The sequence below is a fragment of the Clostridium moniliforme genome, from assembly GCF_017873235.1.
In the GTDB taxonomy this organism is placed as follows: Bacteria; Bacillota; Clostridia; order Clostridiales; family Clostridiaceae; genus Clostridium; species Clostridium moniliforme.
Genome location: NZ_JAGGJZ010000004.1, coordinates 45569 through 63463, shown reverse-complemented (window position 1 = coordinate 63463; position 17895 = coordinate 45569). Strand labels below are relative to the sequence as shown.

Here is a 17895-nt window from a genome sequence, read left to right as displayed (position 1 = left end):
AATCCTCCTCCCGAACTTCAGCTTATTAGTACTTTAATTCTAGTACTTCTGGTTTTTGAGCTTCATGTCCGTGTTCTGAACCTCTTACTACATTTAATTTCTTTAACATTTTTCTTCCTAAAACACCACTTGGAAGCATTCTTCTAACTGCTTCTTCGAAAGCAAATTCTGGTTTCTTGTCTAAAACTTCTCTGTATGGGATTTCCTTTAATCCACCAACGTATAAGCTGTGCTTTCTCATCATTTTTTGATCTAACTTCTTACCAGTTAAAACAACTTTTTCAGCATTGATTACGATAACGAAATCTCCGCAGTCAACATTAGGTGTAAATGTTGGCTTATTTTTTCCTCTTAATATTGAAGCAACTTGGCTAGCAACTCTTCCTAGTGGCTTACCAGCAGCATCAACAACATACCATTTTCTTTCAACTTCTTGTGCTTTTGCAATGTATGATTTCATCTATGTTTCCCTCCTTGAACTTACGATGTGCAATATCTACATATTGCATTTATGTCAAGATACTAGCTTACTAGATCTTATGTACATAAATATTCTAACAAACATATATCATTATAATACACGCTTACGGGCGTGTCAATGTATTTTAAATATTTTTTTCATTAATAATAAACTTTTTCTAAAATTAGGCCATTTGGTGGAACACAAAAGCCTGAATTCTCTCTTTTTCCTTTATTTATTATATCCTCAATCTCTTCAGACTTTAGTTTACCATTACCTACTTCAATTAAAGTTCCTACTATTATTCTTACCATATTATACAAAAAACCATCAGCTGTAACTAAAATTTTTAAAATATCATTTTCTTTTTCTATATGTAAATCAGTTATTGTTCTAACTGATGTTTTAACTGAGCTTCCACTACTTTTAAAGGCACTAAAGTCATGTTTACCTATAAAGTATTTACACGCCTCTTCCATAGCCTTTATATCTAATATATCCCTTACATGATATGAATAATTTCTATATAAGGCAACTTTCTCTATTCTATTATTAATCGTATAACTGTAAGTTTTCCCTTTACTATTATATCTTGCATGAAATTCCTCTGGAACCTCTTCTGATTTAATTATAGCAATATCATCTGGAAGCTTAGTATTTATAGCTTCCCTAAACCTTTCTGGTGGAACACTACTGTCTGTTAAAAAGTTTGCAACCATACCCTTTGCATGAACTCCAGAATCTGTTCTTGAACTTCCTATTAGGGATACTTCCTTTTTAACTATTTTCTCTATTGCCTTCTCTATTGTTTCTTGAATTGTATTCTTACTACTCTTTTGTTTTTGCCATCCTAAATAATTAGTTCCATCATATTCAATGGTTAGCTTTATATTTTTCATAATATCACCTAAAAATTAAAGTATTCTAATAACTATACTAGCTATAAATAATATTGAAAATATAATCCAAGCTATTAAATCATTTTTAGTAAACTTTAATTGTTTCATTCTAGTTCTTCCTGAACCACCTCTATAACATCTAGCTTCCATTGCCATAGCAAGTTCATCAGCTCTTCTAAATGAACTTATAAATAGTGGCACTAAAAGAGGTACTAAACTCTTAGCTTTTTGTATAATTCCACCTGACTCAAAATCAGCTCCCCTTGCTTTTTGAGCTTTCATAATCTTATCAGTTTCATCCATAAGTGTTGGAATAAATCTTAAGGCTATTGTCATCATCATAGCAAGCTCGTGAGCCATTTCCTTACCAATAGGCTTAAGAAGGCTCTCAATACCATCTGTAAGTTCTATAGGTGATGTTGTTAAAGTAAGCATAGATGTTCCAATAACTAAAAATAATAACCTAAAAATCATAAATATAGCTGTTCTAACACCTTCAACATATATTTTTAAAAATCCAAAATGAAATAATAATGTACTTTCAGTTCCTTTAATCATAAAAATATTTAATACTGATGTAAATACTAATAAAATTACAATAGGTTTTAACCCTTTTAATATATATCTTGGTGGAACCTTTGAATTTATTACTATTGCTGCAACAAATGCAACTACTAATATATATCCAACAAACTTATCTATTATAAATAAAGATACAATAAATAATAAAGATATTAAAATTTTTGTTCTAGGGTCTAATTTATGAATAAATGTATTACCTGGTATATATTGTCCTATAGTTATATCCTTTATCACCTATCTATCCCCCTTACTCTCTAATTTATTTTTAAACACCCTAATTAGTTCTTGTTTACACTGCTCTATTGTATATACATCCTTTACATTAAACCCCTTTTTCTTAAGTTCTCTCATAAGATAGGTTACCTGTGGTACTCCAAGACCTATTTCTTCTAATGTATCTACTTCTTTAAAAACTTCAGAAGGAGTTCCTTGAAGTGCAACCTTCCCTTTATTCATAACAATAACTCTCTCAGCAATTTTAGCTACATCTTCCATACTATGACTTACTAAAATTATTGTCATATTATATTTTTTATGAAGAATTCTTATTTGATTTAATATATCATCTCTACCTTTTGGATCTAAGCCAGCTGTTGGCTCATCTAGTATTAAAGTTTTAGGTTCCATAGCAACAACCCCTGCTATTGCTACTCTTCTTTTTTGCCCTCCACTTAAATCAAATGGAGACTTATCCTTATAAATTTCATAATCAAGTCCTACCATTTCCATAGACTTTATTACACGTTTATGTATTTCCTCTTCATCTAATCCAAGATTCCTTGGACCATAAGAAATATCCTTTTCTATTGTTTCCTCAAAAAGTTGATATTCTGGATATTGAAATACTAATCCTACCTTTTTTCTAACATAAGAAATATTAACTCCTTCTTTTGTTATATCTTCTCCATCAACTATTATATGACCTGAAGTAGCCTCCAGTAATCCATTCATATGTTGTATTAAAGTTGATTTTCCTGAACCTGTATGACCTATCAAAGCAATAAATTCTCCATCTTTTATGTCTATATTAACGTCATCTAATGCTTTCTTTTCAAAAGGACCATCAGGCATATATATGTGTGTTAAATTTTCTATTTTAATTGACATAACGCTTCCACCATTTCATCCACATTTATTATTTTACTATCTAAGTTTATTCCTTCTTTTCTTAGTTCATAACTAAGTTCAGTTACTTGAGGCACATCTAAACCTATTTTTTTCATAAGTTCTACTTGAGAAAAAACATCTTTAGGTGTTCCTTCTAATATTAATTTTCCATCATCCATTACAACTATTCTATCAGCCTCTGCTGCTTCATCCATATAGTGAGTTATAAGAACTATTGTAATTCCATATTCTTTATTAATTTCTTTAATATTATTTATTACCTCTTTTCTTCCTGATGGGTCAAGCATTGCTGTTGGCTCATCAAATATTATACATTGAGGTTGCATTGCAAGTATTCCAGCTATAGCAACTCTTTGCTTTTGTCCTCCTGATAAAAGATGTGGTGCATGCCTTTTATATTCAATCATTCCAACTTTTTTTAAACTATCATCTACACGTTTTCTTATTTCCTTTGGATCTATCCCTAAATTTTCAGGCCCAAAAGCAACATCTTCTTCTACAATAGTTGCAACCATTTGATTATCTGGATTTTGAAATACCATCCCAGCCTTTGTTCTTACATCCCAAACATTATTTTCATCTTTAGTATTAAGTCCATCAACATAAACAAACCCTTCACTAGGTACTAAAAGTGCATTCATTTGTTTAGCTAGAGTTGATTTTCCTGATCCATTATGTCCTAATACAACTAAAAACTCACCTTTTTTTACTGATAAGTTCACTCCATTAATAGCATACTTTTCTATACCTTCTTCATGTGATGTATATTTAAACACTAAATTCTCACATTTAATCATTTCTTGACTCATCTATTCCTCCACAATTATTGATTAATTAACTCCTTTTATACTTAAATAAACAATATTCTATATACAAAAGTAATCTTCAATTTATATGCACATTAACATTATTATATATCATAAATCACAACTTTCAACTATATTCTGAATATTTAAATCATTACTTTTCTATATAAATTATTATTTTATATAACAAAACGGGGATCAAGATTTCTCTTAATCCCCCTCAAATAATTATACTAATTCAAGTATAACCATTTCTGCTCCGTCTCCTCTTCTAGGACCTTTTTTATACATTCTTGTATATCCACCGTTTCTTTCAGTGTATTGTGGAGCTATATTATCAAATAAATGCTTAACTACAGCTTCTTCTTGTACAAAAGATAAAACTTGTCTTCTAGCATGAAGATCTCCTCTCTTAGCAAGAGTGATCATTTTTTCAGCTATACTTCTAGTTTCTTTAGCTCTAGTTTCAGTTGTTTCAATCTTACCATGCTTTAAGAAACTAGTTACTAGGTTTCTTAGCATAGCTCTTCTTTGGTCTGTAGGACGACCTAACTTACGATTAACTGCCATGGATTTACCTCCTTACTCGTCGCTTAATTTTAAGCTTAAGCCTAATTCTTTAAGCTTCTTTTCAACTTCTTCTAAGGATTTCTTTCCTAGATTTCTTACCTTCATCATATCATCCATTGATCTATTAGCAAGTTCTTGAACTGTATTAATTCCAGCTCTTTTTAAACAGTTATATGATCTAACTGATAAGTCAAGCTCTTCAACAGTCATTTCTAGTACTTTTTCCTTTTTATCTTCTTCTTTTTCAATCATAATTTCAACATCATTAGTTTCATCAGTTAATGACATGAATAATTTGAAATGTTCTATTAGGATTTTTGCTGATAAGCTTATAGCTTCATCAATCTTAATAGTTCCATCAGTCCAAATTTCAAGTGTTAACTTATCATAGTCAGTAATTTGACCAACTCTAGTATTTTCTACTTTGAAGTTAACTCTCTTAACTGGTGTATATATTGAATCAACAGCTATTGCAGATATTGGTAGGTCTTCACTCTTATTTTTATTTTGAGTAACATATCCTCTACCTCTATTAACAGTTAATTCCATATAAAGTCTTCCGTCATCATCTAAAGTTGCAATATGTAAATCTTTATTAACAACTTCAACATCTCCATCAGTCTTTATATCTGCTGCTGTAACAACACCAGGTCCCTTTGCATCTATATATATAGTCTTTGGACCTTCACCATTCATTTTTAAAGCTAAAGATTTAATGTTAAGGATTATTTCAGTAACATCTTCTTTAACTCCTTGTATTGTAGAAAATTCATGAAGAACCCCATCAATTTTAACTGAAGTAGTTGCAACTCCAGGTAATGATGATAATAATATTCTTCTTAGGGCATTTCCTAATGTAATACCATATCCTCTTTCTAATGGTTCTACAACGTACTTACCATAAGTACCGTCTTCATTTGCCTCTACACATTCAATTATTGGCTTTTCGATTTCTAACATACGAACCCTCCTTATTTTTAAAATGGCAACCTTATTCTGAGGGCAACTGATTCTATATTTGCTATAAGTTTATCTATATAACAAATACTACAATTATTTGCTGTATAACTCGACGATAAGAGTTTCATTAACTGGTACGTCAATGTCTTCTCTTACTGGTTCAGCAACTACTTTGCCTTCGTAGTTTTCAACGTTAGCTTCTAACCATTTTGGTAAAGTCTTTGGATTTTCAACGAAAGTCTTAAACTTTTCGCTTCCTCTGCTCTTTTCAGCAACAGTTATTACATCGTTAACTGATACCTTAAATGAAGGAATGTCAACTCTCTTACCATTTACTAAGAAATGTCCGTGGTTAACTAATTGTCTTGCTTCATTTCTTGAAGCACCATATCCTAATCTATAAACAACGTTATCTAATCTTAATTCTAATAACATTAATAAGTTTTCACCAGTGATACCCTTCATGTGTTCAGCCTTTTCATAATATGATCTGAATTGACTTTCTAACACTCCGTATATTCTTCTAGCTTTTTGCTTTTCTCTAAGTTGTACACCATAGTTAGATAATTTTTTTCTAGCTGCTCCGTGTTGTCCTGGTGCATAACTTCTTCTTGTGAAAGCACATTTATCTGTATAACATCTATCCCCTTTAAGGAATAATTTCATACCTTCTCTTCTACATAATCTACATGTAGCTCCAGTATATCTTGCCATTAATTACACCTCCTGTATGAATCAAATACTAGACTCTTCTTCTTTTTGGTGGTCTACATCCATTGTGTGGGATTGGAGTAACATCTTTAATTAAAGTTACTTCTAATCCTGCTGCTTGTAAAGATCTTATAGCTGCTTCTCTTCCAGCTCCTGGTCCCTTTACATATACTTCAATGCTCTTTAAACCATGTTCCATTGCTGCCTTACTTGCAGTTTCTGCTGCCATTTGAGCTGCAAATGGAGTACTCTTTCTTGATCCTCTGAAACCTAGAGCTCCAGCACTTGACCATGATAACGCATTTCCTTGTGCGTCTGTTAAAGTAACTATTGAATTGTTAAAAGTTGACTTGATGTGTGCAGCACCATGCTCAACATTTTTTCTATCTTTTTTTCTTCTAGTCTTTTTAACCTTTGCCATTGCTTTCCCTCCTAACTACTTCTTCTTATTTGCGATAGTCTTCTTAGGACCTTTTCTTGTTCTCGCATTAGTTTTAGTTTTTTGTCCTCTTACTGGAAGACCTTTTCTATGTCTAATTCCTCTATAACATCCGATTTCTACTAATCTCTTGATGTTTAAAGCTACTTCTCTTCTTAAGTCACCTTCTATTGTAAGTTCCTTAATATAAGTTCTTAGTGCGTTTACTTCATCTTCAGTTAAATCCTTAACTCTTGTATCAGGATTTATACCTGTAACGTCTAATATCTTATGTGAAGTAGGTAATCCTATTCCATAAATATAAGTTAAACCTATTTCAACTCTTTTTTCTCTTGGTAGGTCTACACCTGCTATTCTTGCCATTAAAATTTACACCTCCTGGTAATTGAAATGCCTAAAAGTTTATTATTTTTGAATATCAAAAATATAATATATATATAATAAAATTTTAGGTTAATAGAGAATTTGTTCTCTATTATCAGCCGCTCCTAAAATCTAATTATTTAATTAAATGCCTATATAATGATATGTGACTTTGACAAAAAAGTCAATAAATTTTAAATACCTAATTTGTATTTTTTGTCTAATATTTATTTATATTAGCCTTGTTTTTGCTTGTGCTTTGGATTTTCACAGATTACCATTACTCTTCCTTTTCTTTTAATTACTTTGCACTTTTCGCAAATAGGCTTAACTGATGGTCTTACTTTCATCGCTAACCCTCCTTGTAATATTTGATAGATTTTTCTATCTTATTTTGCTCTCCAAGTAATTCTACCCTTTGTTAAGTCATATGGAGAAAGTTCCACTGTAACTTTATCTCCAGGTAAAATTCTTATGAAGTTCATTCTTAATTTTCCTGATATATGTGCTAGAATTACGTGCCCACTTTCAAGTTCAACTTGGAAGTTAGCGTTTGGTAAGGATTCTAAAACGACTCCTTGCATTTCTATAACATCATCTTTTGACATAAGGTAATCAACCCTCCTTAACAATGCCTCTTAATTTTAAAAATCTCTTAATTTTTAAGTCAGTATCTTTTCTCTCACTGATTATGGCTGATCTTATTTCTTCATCTATATTTTCTAAGAAATCTAAATGCTTAACCTTCTTTTTCTTAGGTTTATTGATCCTTTTAGTATCACCATTTGCAAGCAATACATATTGATCATCAAATACATTTATTACTACATATAAATGATCTTTATCTCTACCAGCTAGAGAAAGTACCACTTTCCCAATCAAGTCATTGTTTTGCAAATTTTTCACCTCGATGATTACCTTAGTAATAAATAAGCATGTAATAATACTTTGCAAATTTATAACTAAGCAACACTTTTATTTAACTAGTGTTAGTATTTCGGGACCATCTGGTAAAATTGCAACTGTATTTTCGTAATGTGCTGATAGGCTTCCATCACTTGTTACAACCGTCCAATTATCTTTTAAAGTTCTTACTCTAAAGGATCCTTCATTAACCATTGGCTCTATAGCTAAAGCCATGCCCTTTGTAAGCATTGGACCTTTACCTGGTCTTCCGAAGTTTGGTACTTCAGGATCTTCATGTAGATCTCTGCCTATCCCGTGTCCTACAAAAGTCTTAACAATTGAAAATCCATTTGCTTCAACATATTTTTGTATGGCATGTGATATATCTGTTAATCTATTACCAATTTGAGCGAATTTAATTCCCTCAAAGAAACAATCTCTTGTTACTTGTATAAGTCTTTCTGCATTTTCAGAAACTTTACCTACTGGAAAAGTTCTAGCCGCATCTCCATGGAAACCATCTACGAAAGCTCCACAGTCTATACTAACTATGTCTCCTTCTTTTAATATATAGTCTCCTGGTATACCATGAACTACTTGGTTGTTTACAGAAATACATAATGTTTTAGGAAATCCATACAACCCTTTAAAGGATGGTTTAGCTCCCTTACCAATTATGAACTCTTCTGCTATTCTGTCCAATTCCCCAGTGCTTATACCTGGCTTAATCTTATTTTCTAATAGTAGTAATGTTTCTCCTACTATTTTTCCTGCTTTTCTCATTGCAGCAAGTGCTAAATCGTCTTTTGTAAAAATCATTATTTAGCGCTTCCTAAAATTTCACAAATACTTTCAAATACTTCATTGATTGCTTTAGTTCCGTCAACTGTTGAAAGTAAATTTTTATCTCTATAAAAATCAATTAGTGGTTGTGTTTGTTTTTCATATACATCAAGTCTTTCCTTTACAGTTTCTTCTGTATCGTCTTTTCTTTGTATTAAATCACTTCCACAAAGATCACATTTTCCTTCAACCGCTGGTGGGTTAAATTTAACATGATAACTTGCTCCACATGATGGACAAACTCTTCTTCCAGTCATTCTTTCAAGTATAAACTCATTTTGAACTTCTATACATAATGCTGTATCTAAGCTTTCGTTTCTACTATCTAAAAATTCTTGTAGTGCTTCAGCTTGAGCAACTGTTCTTGGAAATCCATCAAGTAAATATCCATTTTTACAATCTTCTTCTTGAAGTCTATCATTAACCATGTTTATAGTAACTGTATCAGGTACTAACTGTCCGTTATCCATGTACTTCTTTGCCTCTATTCCTAATGGAGTATTTCCAGAAATGTTCTTTCTAAAAATATCTCCTGTTGAAATATGAGGTATTGAATATCTATTACTAATTGATTTTGCCTGTGTTCCTTTTCCTGCTCCAGGAGGACCTAATAAAATAATCTTCACGGGCATCATCTCCATTATTTAATCTTATTTAAGAAATCCTTTATAGTGTCTCATTATCATTTGTGATTCTAGCTTTCTTGTGAAATCTAGAGCAACACTAACTATAATAAGAAGTGCTGTTCCCCCAAATTGTATTCCTTTGAATGAAGTATAGTTATCTATGATTATTGGTGTAACAGCTAATAATGCTGCAAATATTCCTCCAATGAAAGATATTCTATTAAGAATACTTTCGAAATATGCTGTTGTAGGCTCACCTGGTCTTATACCTGGAATAAATCCAGCAGATTTATTTAAGTTTTCTGACATTTCATCAGGCTTAAATGTAACCTGTGTATAGAACCAATTAAAGAATATAGTTAATAGTGAGTATACTACTGGATACATCCAAGTCTTACTATTAAATACACTCGTTGGGCTACTTGTAACCCATTTTGCCCATTCATGTTGTGGAAAGAATCCAGCAATTGTTGGTAAAAATTGCATTACTGACATAGAGAATATAATCGCTATAACAGCAGATCCAACTATACTTAAAGGAATGTGAGTTGATTCACCCTTCATCATCTTATTACCAACTGCTTTTCCTGCATATTGAACAGGAATTCTTCTTTCTGCAAGTGAAAAATATACTACTCCAGCAAGTGCTGCTATAGCAAATACTAAGAATAGTGCTATTTCAACAACACTAATTTCTCCTGAGTTTTCTAATATCAACATAGACTTAACTGTGATTGGCAACCTTGAAACTATATTTACAAAGATTAGAATTGATACACCATTTCCAAATCCTTTAACAGTAATCTGATCTCCTAACCACATACAGAAGGTTGATCCAACAACTAAGGCTAGTATGACTACTATCATTTGTACAGTTTTCATACCTATTGTTGCTCCCATTTGAGAAATTGTAGCATACATTCCAAATGCAAGAATTACAGATATAACAATTGATACATACCTAGTGGCATTTTGTATCTTTTTTCTACCTTCTTCGCCTTCTTTTTGAAGTTGTTCTAATGAAGGTATTGCTATAGTTAATAACTGCATTATAATTGATGCATTAATGTATGGCATTACACCAAGAGCAAAAATACTAAATCTACTAAAGGCTCCTCCTGATATTAAATCATAGAAACCCATTAAGTTCCCTGATTGAGTCATTCCCTTTAAATAGTCAGCGCTAATCCCAGGAACAGGAATATGACTTCCCATCCTAAAGATTGCCACTAAAAATATTGTCCAGTAAAATTTCTTTCTCAGTTCAGGTACCTTCCAGGCATTACGTAGGGTTGATAGCATTCTTATTTCACCTCAACTTTTCCTCCAGCTGCTTCGATTTTTTCGATAGCAGATTTTGAGAACTTGCATCCTTTAACAGTTAAGTTCTTTTCTAAGTTTCCGTTTCCAAGAATCTTAACTCCATCCATTACTTTAGAAATAACTCTTCTTTCTAATAATACTTCTGGAGTAACTTCTGTTCCATTTTCAAAAATATTTAATCTATCTACATTTATGCTAACGATCTTTTTAGCGAAGATGTTATTAAATCCTCTCTTAGGAAGTCTTCTATATAATGGCATTTGACCCCCTTCGAATCCTGGTCTAACTCCACCGCCTGATCTAGCGTTTTGTCCTTTTTCACCTTTACCAGCGTTTCTTCCTAAACCTGAACCAGTTCCTCTTCCAACTCTCTTAGGAGCCTTTCTGCTTCCAGCTGCTGGCTTTAATTCATGAAGTTTCATAACTCAGTACACCTCCTCTTTTTTATACTTCTTCTACTTTTAACATGTAGCTTATCTTATTAATCATACCGTTTATTTGAGGAGTTCCCTCATGCTCTACTGTTTTACCTATTTTTTTAAGTCCAAGGGCATTTGCTGTAGCGATATGGTCTTTCTTTCTACCGATTAAGCTCTTTACTAATGTAATTCTTAACTTAGCCATGCAATTTCCCCTCCTAACCTAATATTTCCTCAACAGATTTTCCTCTTAATTTAGCTATTTCTTCAGCTGTTCTTAAGTTTGCTAATCCATTGATTGTTGCTTTAACCATATTATTAGGATTGTTTGAACCTAATGATTTAGCTCTAACATCCTTAATTCCTGCTAATTCTAATACAATTCTAGCTGGACCTCCAGCAATAACTCCTGTACCTTCTTTAGCTGGCATTATAAGAACATCTCCTGTTCCAAATTTACCGTGTATTTCATGAGGAATAGTAGTTTCAACCATTGAAACTTTTACTAGATTTTTCTTAGCATCTTCTATTCCCTTTTTGATTGCTTCTGGTATTTCGATAGATTTTCCCATTCCAACTCCAACGTGTCCGTTCTCGTCTCCAACAACAACTAGCGCTGCGAATCTGAAGTTTCTACCACCTTTAACAACCTTAGTAACTCTGTTTATGTTAACAACCTTTTCCTTAAGGTCTAGTGTACTAGGATCGATTCTCATTTATTTCCCTCCTCGTTTCTTAGAATTTTAAGCCTGCTTCTCTAGCACCTTCAGCTAATGATTTAACTCTTCCGTGGTATACGAATCCACCTCTATCGAAAACAACTTCTGTTATTCCTTTATCAGCGGCTTTCTTAGCAACTAATTCGCCTACTACTTTAGCGCCTTCTTTGTTTCCACCTTTAGCTTCGAATTCTTTATCTAAGCTTGAAGCAGCAACTAATGTTACAGCGTTTATATCATCAATTATTTGTGCATATATATTCTTTTCACTTCTGTATACTGAAAGTCTTGGTCTTTCAGGAGTACCGAAAACTTTCTTACGCACTCTTAGGTGACGTCTCTTTCTGCTAGCTTTTCTGTCTGCTTTCTTGAACATATAAAGCTCACTCCTTTCTTTTATTACTTACCAGTCTTACCTTCTTTACGTCTGATCACTTCATCTTCATATCTTATACCTTTACCCTTATATGGTTCTGGTTTTCTCCATGATCTGATCTTAGCAGCTGCTTCTCCAACTTTTTGCTTGTTGATTCCTTTAACAACTACCTTTGTAGCTTCAGGTGTTTCAAATTCAACACCTTCCATTGCTTCTATTTCAACTGGATGTGAATATCCAAGGTTCATTACAAGTTTATTTCCTTGCTTTTGAGCTCTATAACCAACACCGTTTAGGATTAGAGTCTTTTGGAATCCTTTTTCAACTCCTTCAACCATGTTGTTTATAAGTGCTCTTGTTAATCCATGAAGAGCTCTATGCTCTTTATTATCACTAGGTCTAGTTACAACTATTTCGTTGTTTTCAACTGCGATGTTAATGTCTTTGTGCATAGCTTCTACTAGCTCACCCTTAGGTCCTTTTACAGTAACAACGTTATCTGGTGTTACTGTAACAGTTACGCCAGCAGGTATAGCTATTGGTAATCTACCTACTCTTGACATAATTGCACCTCCTGTATTTCTTTAAAATGCATATATTTAACTTATTGCTTAATTTATTTAAATACTACCAAACGTAGCAAAGAACTTCTCCACCTACGCCATTCTTTCTAGCTTCTCTATCTACCATTATTCCTTTTGAAGTTGAAATAACAGCGATTCCTAAACCATTAAGAACCTTTGGAGTTTCATCCTTTTTGCAATATACTCTTAATCCTGGTTTTGATATTCTCTTTAATCCAGTTATTACTCTTTCATTGTTAGCTCCATATTTAAGAGTTATTCTTAACATTGGAACTACTCCATCATTGTATTCATCAATTTCTTTGATGTATCCTTCTTGTAATAATATATTTGAAACGGCCTTCTTTACGGTTGAAGAAGGTACCTCTACTACTTCATGTTTAACAGCATTTGCGTTTCTTATACGAGTTAGCAAATCTGCTATAGGATCTGTCATAACCATTTAATGTGCCTCCTTTCACTATATCTTCAGTATTACCAACTTGCTTTTTTGCAACCAGGGATTTGGCCTTTATATGCAAGTTCTCTGAAACAGATACGGCATATACCGAATTTCTTTAATACAGAATGTGGTCTTCCACATATTCTACATCTAGTATAAGCTCTTGTCTTGTATTTAGGAGCTTTACTCCACTTTTCTATTATCGCTTTACGTGCCATAGATACCCCTCCTTATTATTGAGCAAATGGCATTCCAAGGAATCTTAATAATTCTCTTGCTTCTTCGTCAGTATTTGCAGTTGTAACGAAGATTATATCCATTCCTCTTACTTTGTCGATCTTATCGTACTCTATTTCTGGGAATATTAATTGTTCTTTAATTCCTAATGAGTAATTTCCTCTACCATCAAATGATTTTGCTGAAATTCCTCTGAAATCTCTAACTCTTGGTAAAGCAATTGACATTAACTTATCAGCAAATTCATACATATTTGCTTTTCTTAATGTAACTTTACATCCTAATGCCATGTTTTCTCTAATCTTGAAGTTAGCAACTGATTTTTTAGCTCTTGTTAATATTGGCTTTTGACCTGATATTAATGTTAAATCACTAACAGCTGATTCTAAAACTTTTTGGTTATCTTTAGCTTCACCAACACCCATGTTGATTACTATCTTTTCAAGTCTTGGAACTTGCATTATATTTTTATATCCGAACTTTTCCATCATAGCCGGAATTATTTCTTTTTCATACTTTTCTTGAAGTCTTGTCATATTGTTAACCTCCTTTCACTTTCTAGAATGTTTCTCCGCACTTCTTGCATACTCTAACCTTAGCACCATCTTCTAATATTCTGTTGCTAATTCTAGTAGCTTTTTTGCACTTTGTACAATATAACATTACCTTTGAGCTGTTTATTGCAGCTTCTTTTTCAATTATAGCACTTTCAGCTTGAGTTCTACTTGCCTTTTGGTGCTTCTTTACTATATTAACTCCTTGAACTAGTACTTTACCAGTTTTTGGGTATACTTTTAAAACTTCACCTGTTTTGCCTTTATCTTTTCCTGATATAACTACAACTGTGTCGTTCTTTCTTACATGTATTTTCAAGTCAGCCACCTCCTTATTATAGAACTTCTGGTGCTAATGATAATATTTTATTAAATTCTTTATCTCTTAGCTCCCTAGCAACAGGTCCAAAGATACGTGTTCCTCTTGGTTGCTTATCATCTTTTATTATAACAGCAGCATTTTCATCAAATCTTACATATGAACCGTCTGCTCTTCTTATTCCTTTTACTGATCTAACAATAACCGCTTTAACAACGTCACCTTTTTTAACAACTCCGCCTGGTGTTGCACTTTTAACGCTGGCAACTATTATATCTCCAATGTTACCGTACTTTCTCTTAGATCCGCCTAACACTCTGATGCACATTATCTCTTTTGCTCCTGAGTTGTCAGCAACTTTTAATCTAGTTTGTTGTTGTATCATTAGATTACCCTCCTTTCAGTCTTTAAGCCATATTATTTAGCTTTTTCAACTATTTCAACAAGTCTCCATCTCTTATCTTTTGATAAAGGTCTTGTTTCCATTATTAATACTCTATCATTAACTTTTGCTTCATTATTTTCATCATGAGCTTTGAACTTAGTAGTTCTGTTAACAGTTTTTCCGTATAGTGGATGTCTTACTTTAGTTTCAATAGCAACTACGATAGTTTTATCCATTTTATCAGAAACAACTCTACCGATTTTCTTTTTTCTTAGTCCTCTTTCCATTAAGGCTTACCTCCTTCCAGATTTACTGTTCAACAACCCTTAACTCTTCTTGTCTTAAGATGGTTTTTATTTGGGCTATAGATTTCTTTACTTCTCTTATTCTCATAGGATTTTCTAATTGTCCTGTAGCTAATTGGAATCTTAAGTTGAATAATTCAGCCTTAAGTTCTCCTAATTTATTTTTTAAATCTTGAGGATTACTTGCTCTTAATTCTTTTAATTCTCTAGCCTTCATTATTCTTCACCACCCATTTCCTCAAAATCTCTTCTTGTAACGAACTTAGTTCTTACAGGAAGCTTGTGTGATGCAAGTCTCATAGCTTCTCTTGCAACTTCTTCATTAACTCCAGATAATTCAAATAATACTCTACCTGGTTTAACTACTGCTACCCAGTATTCTACTGCTCCTTTACCTTTACCCATTCTAGTTTCAGCAGGTGTTGCAGTAACTGGCTTATCTGGGAAAATCTTTATCCAAAGTTTTCCTCCTCTTTTTATATATCTATTTATAGCAATTCTGGCAGCTTCTATTTGGTTACTTGTGATCCATGCACAAGTAGTAGCTTGAATACCGAAATCTCCATAAGCAAGGAAATTTCCTCTTGTTGCTTTACCTTTCATTCTACCACGTTGTACCTTACGATGCTTTACTCTTTTAGGCATTAACATGATTTATTCCTCCTTTCTTACTCTTATGCGTTAGCTTCTTCCTTTTCAACTTTCTTAGTTGGAAGAACTTCTCCATTATAAACCCAAACTTTAACTCCGATTTTTCCGTAAGTTGTATCTGCTTCTGCAAATCCATAGTCTATATCTGCTCTTAAAGTTTGTAGTGGAATTGTACCTTCATGATATTGCTCAGTTCTAGCTATTTCAGCTCCACCAAGTCTTCCTGAACAAGCAGTCTTAACTCCCTTAACTCCTTGCTTCATTCCTCTTTGAATAACTTGCTTCATAGCTCTTCTGAATGAAATTCTCTTTTCTAGTTGTGCTGCAATGTTTTCAGCCATTAATTGAGCATCTGCTTCAACATTTTTAACTTCAACTATATTTATTAAAATATTTTTTCCTGGTACGAAACTTGTTAATTTCTTCTTTAAAGTTTCTATACCTGCACCGCCTTTTCCGATTACAACACCTGGTTTAGCAGTATATATATTTAACTTAACTCTCTTAGCAGCTCTTTCAATTTCAATCTTTGAAATTCCAGCTGAAAAAAGATCTTTTTTTACAAATTCTCTAATCTTGTTATCTTCTATTAGATTGTCAGCAAAATCTTTCTTATTTGCATACCATTTTGCATCCCATCCTTTGATAACACCTACTCTAAGTCCGTGAGGATGTACTTTTTGACCCACTTCGATTTCCCTCCTTCTTCTATCTTTCTTTAACAACTAGTGTTATGTTACTTGTTCTCTTGTTTATTCTAAATGCTTTACCATGATCCATTGGTCTAAATCTCTTTAGTATAGGACCTTGACCTACATATGCTTCTGCTACAAATAATCTATCAGCATCTAATCCATGATTATTTTCAGCATTTGCAACAGCTGATTTTAACACCTTGTTGATTGCCACTGCAGCTTCTCTTGGAGTGTATTGTAAAATAGCACTTGCTTCTTTTACGTCTTTTCCTCTTATTAAATCAAGAACAGCTCCTACCTTTATTGGAGACATTCTTACATATTTAGCTATAGCTCTAGCTTCCATTTATGATCCTCCTTTCCAGGCTCTCTACTACTTTCTTTTTGATGATTTATCATCATGTCCTCTGTATGTTCTAGTTAGTGAAAACTCACCTAGTTTGTGTCCTACCATATCCTCTGAAATATAAACTGGGATATGCTTTCTTCCATCATGAACAGCTATTGTGTGTCCTATCATTTGAGGAAAAATTGTTGAACTTCTTGACCAAGTCTTAACAACTTTGTGCTCACCATTAGCATTCATTTCTTCTATTTTCTTTAAAAGTCCAGCATGGACGAAAGGTCCTTTTTTGATTGATCTACTCACTATATTTGCCTCCCTTCATTTCTTAGGCTTTAGCCTTGAAGAGAATTAATATTCTCTTCAAACTACTTCTTATTTCTACCCTTGATAATTAGTTTATCTGAGTATTTCTTATTCTTTCTAGTCTTGTATCCAAGAGCTGGTTTACCCCATGGAGTCATTGGACTTGGTCTACCTACTGGAGACTTACCTTCTCCACCACCGTGAGGGTGATCATTAGGGTTCATTACAGAACCTCTAACTGTAGGTCTAATTCCCATGTGTCTCTTTCTTCCAGCTTTACCTAGTTTAACAATTTCATTAGTTGAATTTGATACAGTACCAACTGTAGCTCTACATTCTATTCTAACGTATCTCATTTCTCCTGAAGGTAGTCTTAATGTAGCATACTTACCTTCTTTAGCCATTAATTGTGCTGATCCACCAGCAGCTCTTACTAATTGAGCTCCTTTTCCAACTTGTAACTCTATATTGTGTACAAATGTACCAACTGGCATGTTTAATAATGGTAATGTATTACCTGGTTTTATATCAGCATCTGGTCCTGATACAATTTTATCACCAACTTTTAATCCTGCTGGAGCAATTATGTATCTCTTCTCTCCATCTGCGTATACAACTAATGCAATATATGCTGATCTATTTGGATCGTATTCTATTGTAGCAACTTTTGCTTCAATACCATCCTTATTTCTCTTGAAATCAATTATTCTGTACTTTCTCTTAGCACCACCACCATGGTGTCTTACAGTTATTTTACCTTGTGCATTTCTACCACCAGTTTTCTTTAAAGAAACTAATAATGACTTTTCTGGAGCATCTGTAGTTATTTCTTCAAATGTTGGCATAGTCATATTTCTTCTTGATGGTGTCATAGGTCTAAATTTTTTAACTGCCATTTAATTTCCCTCCTTCTTTCAGCTTATCTGGTGCATAAGCACCAATAA

The 17895-nt window shown here is 32.9% G+C and carries 33 protein-coding genes; all 33 read right to left on the bottom strand.

Translation table 11 applies throughout. The features are described 5' to 3' along the window. Positions 1–25: 25 nt before the first annotated feature. A complete protein-coding gene (gene rplM / locus J2Z53_RS07810; RefSeq protein ID WP_209796912.1) occupies positions 26–460 on the bottom strand; it encodes a 50S ribosomal protein L13 in 435 nt (144 codons plus the stop codon). Positions 461–621: 161 nt separating this feature from the next. Then, complete coding sequence (gene truA / locus J2Z53_RS07805; protein WP_209796910.1) at positions 622–1359, bottom strand: tRNA pseudouridine(38-40) synthase TruA; 738 nt, start codon at positions 1357–1359, stop codon at positions 622–624. Positions 1360–1374: 15 nt separating this feature from the next. After that, positions 1375–2175, bottom strand: coding sequence for an energy-coupling factor transporter transmembrane component T family protein (locus tag J2Z53_RS07800; RefSeq protein ID WP_209796909.1), 801 nt, complete (start codon positions 2173–2175; stop codon positions 1375–1377). Further along, positions 2176–3048 carry an energy-coupling factor transporter ATPase gene (locus J2Z53_RS07795; RefSeq protein WP_209796907.1) on the bottom strand — a complete coding sequence of 291 codons (873 nt, stop codon included), beginning with the start codon at positions 3046–3048 and terminating at the stop codon, positions 2176–2178. Continuing rightward, a complete protein-coding gene (locus J2Z53_RS07790; protein ID WP_209796905.1) occupies positions 3033–3878 on the bottom strand; it encodes an energy-coupling factor transporter ATPase in 846 nt (281 codons plus the stop codon). Before J2Z53_RS07790 ends, J2Z53_RS07795 begins: the two co-directional genes overlap by 16 nt. 225 nt (positions 3879–4103) lie before the next feature. Beyond that, positions 4104–4445: a 50S ribosomal protein L17 gene (rplQ, locus tag J2Z53_RS07785; RefSeq protein WP_209796904.1), complete on the bottom strand. Its 342-nt coding sequence runs from the start codon at positions 4443–4445 to the stop codon at positions 4104–4106. Between the two features lie 12 nt (positions 4446–4457). After that, the gene (locus J2Z53_RS07780) at positions 4458–5405 is read right to left on the bottom strand and encodes a DNA-directed RNA polymerase subunit alpha (RefSeq protein ID WP_209796903.1); all 948 of its coding nucleotides are present in this window, start codon (positions 5403–5405) and stop codon (positions 4458–4460) included. 93 nt (positions 5406–5498) lie between these two features. Beyond that, the gene (gene rpsD / locus J2Z53_RS07775) at positions 5499–6119 is read right to left on the bottom strand and encodes a 30S ribosomal protein S4 (RefSeq protein WP_209796901.1); all 621 of its coding nucleotides are present in this window, start codon (positions 6117–6119) and stop codon (positions 5499–5501) included. Between the two features lie 28 nt (positions 6120–6147). Continuing rightward, positions 6148–6537 (bottom strand): 30S ribosomal protein S11, encoded by a 390-nt coding sequence (gene rpsK / locus J2Z53_RS07770; protein WP_209796899.1) that lies wholly within the window; start codon positions 6535–6537, stop codon positions 6148–6150. A gap of 15 nt (positions 6538–6552) precedes the next feature. Next, positions 6553–6918 (bottom strand): 30S ribosomal protein S13, encoded by a 366-nt coding sequence (gene rpsM, locus J2Z53_RS07765; RefSeq protein WP_209796897.1) that lies wholly within the window; start codon positions 6916–6918, stop codon positions 6553–6555. 236 nt (positions 6919–7154) lie between these two features. Beyond that, complete coding sequence (gene rpmJ / locus J2Z53_RS07760) at positions 7155–7268, bottom strand: 50S ribosomal protein L36 (RefSeq protein WP_003373491.1); 114 nt, start codon at positions 7266–7268, stop codon at positions 7155–7157. A gap of 39 nt (positions 7269–7307) precedes the next feature. Then, positions 7308–7526: a translation initiation factor IF-1 gene (gene infA, locus J2Z53_RS07755; protein ID WP_209797062.1), complete on the bottom strand. Its 219-nt coding sequence runs from the start codon at positions 7524–7526 to the stop codon at positions 7308–7310. Between the two features lie 7 nt (positions 7527–7533). Continuing rightward, a complete protein-coding gene (locus J2Z53_RS07750; RefSeq protein ID WP_209796896.1) occupies positions 7534–7815 on the bottom strand; it encodes a KOW domain-containing RNA-binding protein in 282 nt (93 codons plus the stop codon). A gap of 78 nt (positions 7816–7893) precedes the next feature. Then, on the bottom strand, positions 7894–8643 hold the full coding sequence (map, locus tag J2Z53_RS07745) for a type I methionyl aminopeptidase (protein WP_209796894.1): 750 nt from the start codon (positions 8641–8643) through the stop codon (positions 7894–7896). Then, on the bottom strand, positions 8643–9293 hold the full coding sequence (locus tag J2Z53_RS07740) for an adenylate kinase (RefSeq protein WP_209796892.1): 651 nt from the start codon (positions 9291–9293) through the stop codon (positions 8643–8645). The genes map and J2Z53_RS07740 overlap by 1 nt, the downstream gene beginning before the upstream one ends. Positions 9294–9317: 24 nt before the next feature. After that, positions 9318–10595: a preprotein translocase subunit SecY gene (gene secY, locus J2Z53_RS07735; RefSeq protein ID WP_209796890.1), complete on the bottom strand. Its 1278-nt coding sequence runs from the start codon at positions 10593–10595 to the stop codon at positions 9318–9320. Between the two features lie 2 nt (positions 10596–10597). Continuing rightward, positions 10598–11038: a 50S ribosomal protein L15 gene (rplO, locus tag J2Z53_RS07730; protein WP_209796888.1), complete on the bottom strand. Its 441-nt coding sequence runs from the start codon at positions 11036–11038 to the stop codon at positions 10598–10600. Between the two features lie 22 nt (positions 11039–11060). Next, positions 11061–11240 (bottom strand): 50S ribosomal protein L30, encoded by a 180-nt coding sequence (rpmD, locus tag J2Z53_RS07725; RefSeq protein ID WP_209796887.1) that lies wholly within the window; start codon positions 11238–11240, stop codon positions 11061–11063. Between the two features lie 13 nt (positions 11241–11253). Next, a complete protein-coding gene (rpsE, locus tag J2Z53_RS07720) occupies positions 11254–11751 on the bottom strand; it encodes a 30S ribosomal protein S5 (protein ID WP_209796885.1) in 498 nt (165 codons plus the stop codon). A gap of 19 nt (positions 11752–11770) precedes the next feature. Then, the gene (gene rplR / locus J2Z53_RS07715; RefSeq protein WP_209796883.1) at positions 11771–12130 is read right to left on the bottom strand and encodes a 50S ribosomal protein L18; all 360 of its coding nucleotides are present in this window, start codon (positions 12128–12130) and stop codon (positions 11771–11773) included. A gap of 23 nt (positions 12131–12153) precedes the next feature. Further along, on the bottom strand, positions 12154–12693 hold the full coding sequence (gene rplF, locus J2Z53_RS07710; protein ID WP_209796882.1) for a 50S ribosomal protein L6: 540 nt from the start codon (positions 12691–12693) through the stop codon (positions 12154–12156). A 64-nt stretch (positions 12694–12757) separates the two neighbouring features. Further along, positions 12758–13156: a 30S ribosomal protein S8 gene (rpsH, locus tag J2Z53_RS07705; RefSeq protein ID WP_209796880.1), complete on the bottom strand. Its 399-nt coding sequence runs from the start codon at positions 13154–13156 to the stop codon at positions 12758–12760. Positions 13157–13188: 32 nt separating this feature from the next. After that, positions 13189–13374 carry a type Z 30S ribosomal protein S14 gene (locus J2Z53_RS07700; RefSeq protein WP_209796879.1) on the bottom strand — a complete coding sequence of 62 codons (186 nt, stop codon included), beginning with the start codon at positions 13372–13374 and terminating at the stop codon, positions 13189–13191. Between the two features lie 15 nt (positions 13375–13389). Then, positions 13390–13929, bottom strand: coding sequence for a 50S ribosomal protein L5 (rplE, locus tag J2Z53_RS07695; protein ID WP_209796877.1), 540 nt, complete (start codon positions 13927–13929; stop codon positions 13390–13392). A gap of 22 nt (positions 13930–13951) precedes the next feature. After that, positions 13952–14266, bottom strand: coding sequence for a 50S ribosomal protein L24 (rplX, locus tag J2Z53_RS07690; RefSeq protein WP_209796876.1), 315 nt, complete (start codon positions 14264–14266; stop codon positions 13952–13954). Between the two features lie 16 nt (positions 14267–14282). Next, complete coding sequence (gene rplN, locus J2Z53_RS07685; RefSeq protein ID WP_204596712.1) at positions 14283–14651, bottom strand: 50S ribosomal protein L14; 369 nt, start codon at positions 14649–14651, stop codon at positions 14283–14285. Positions 14652–14683: 32 nt separating this feature from the next. Then, complete coding sequence (gene rpsQ, locus J2Z53_RS07680; RefSeq protein WP_209796874.1) at positions 14684–14938, bottom strand: 30S ribosomal protein S17; 255 nt, start codon at positions 14936–14938, stop codon at positions 14684–14686. A 22-nt stretch (positions 14939–14960) separates the two neighbouring features. Then, positions 14961–15173, bottom strand: coding sequence for a 50S ribosomal protein L29 (rpmC, locus tag J2Z53_RS07675; protein ID WP_209796871.1), 213 nt, complete (start codon positions 15171–15173; stop codon positions 14961–14963). Further along, positions 15173–15607 (bottom strand): 50S ribosomal protein L16, encoded by a 435-nt coding sequence (gene rplP, locus J2Z53_RS07670; protein WP_209796869.1) that lies wholly within the window; start codon positions 15605–15607, stop codon positions 15173–15175. The genes rpmC and rplP overlap by 1 nt, the downstream gene beginning before the upstream one ends. Before the next feature lie 23 nt (positions 15608–15630). Further along, positions 15631–16296, bottom strand: a complete 666-nt coding sequence (rpsC, locus tag J2Z53_RS07665; RefSeq protein WP_209796867.1) for a 30S ribosomal protein S3 — start codon at positions 16294–16296, stop codon at positions 15631–15633. A 19-nt stretch (positions 16297–16315) separates the two neighbouring features. Then, a complete protein-coding gene (rplV, locus tag J2Z53_RS07660; protein ID WP_209796866.1) occupies positions 16316–16648 on the bottom strand; it encodes a 50S ribosomal protein L22 in 333 nt (110 codons plus the stop codon). Positions 16649–16675: 27 nt separating this feature from the next. Further along, the gene (gene rpsS, locus J2Z53_RS07655) at positions 16676–16951 is read right to left on the bottom strand and encodes a 30S ribosomal protein S19 (protein ID WP_209796864.1); all 276 of its coding nucleotides are present in this window, start codon (positions 16949–16951) and stop codon (positions 16676–16678) included. Positions 16952–17013: 62 nt separating this feature from the next. Further along, on the bottom strand, positions 17014–17847 hold the full coding sequence (gene rplB / locus J2Z53_RS07650; protein WP_209796862.1) for a 50S ribosomal protein L2: 834 nt from the start codon (positions 17845–17847) through the stop codon (positions 17014–17016). Between the last annotated feature and the right edge of the window lie 48 nt (positions 17848–17895).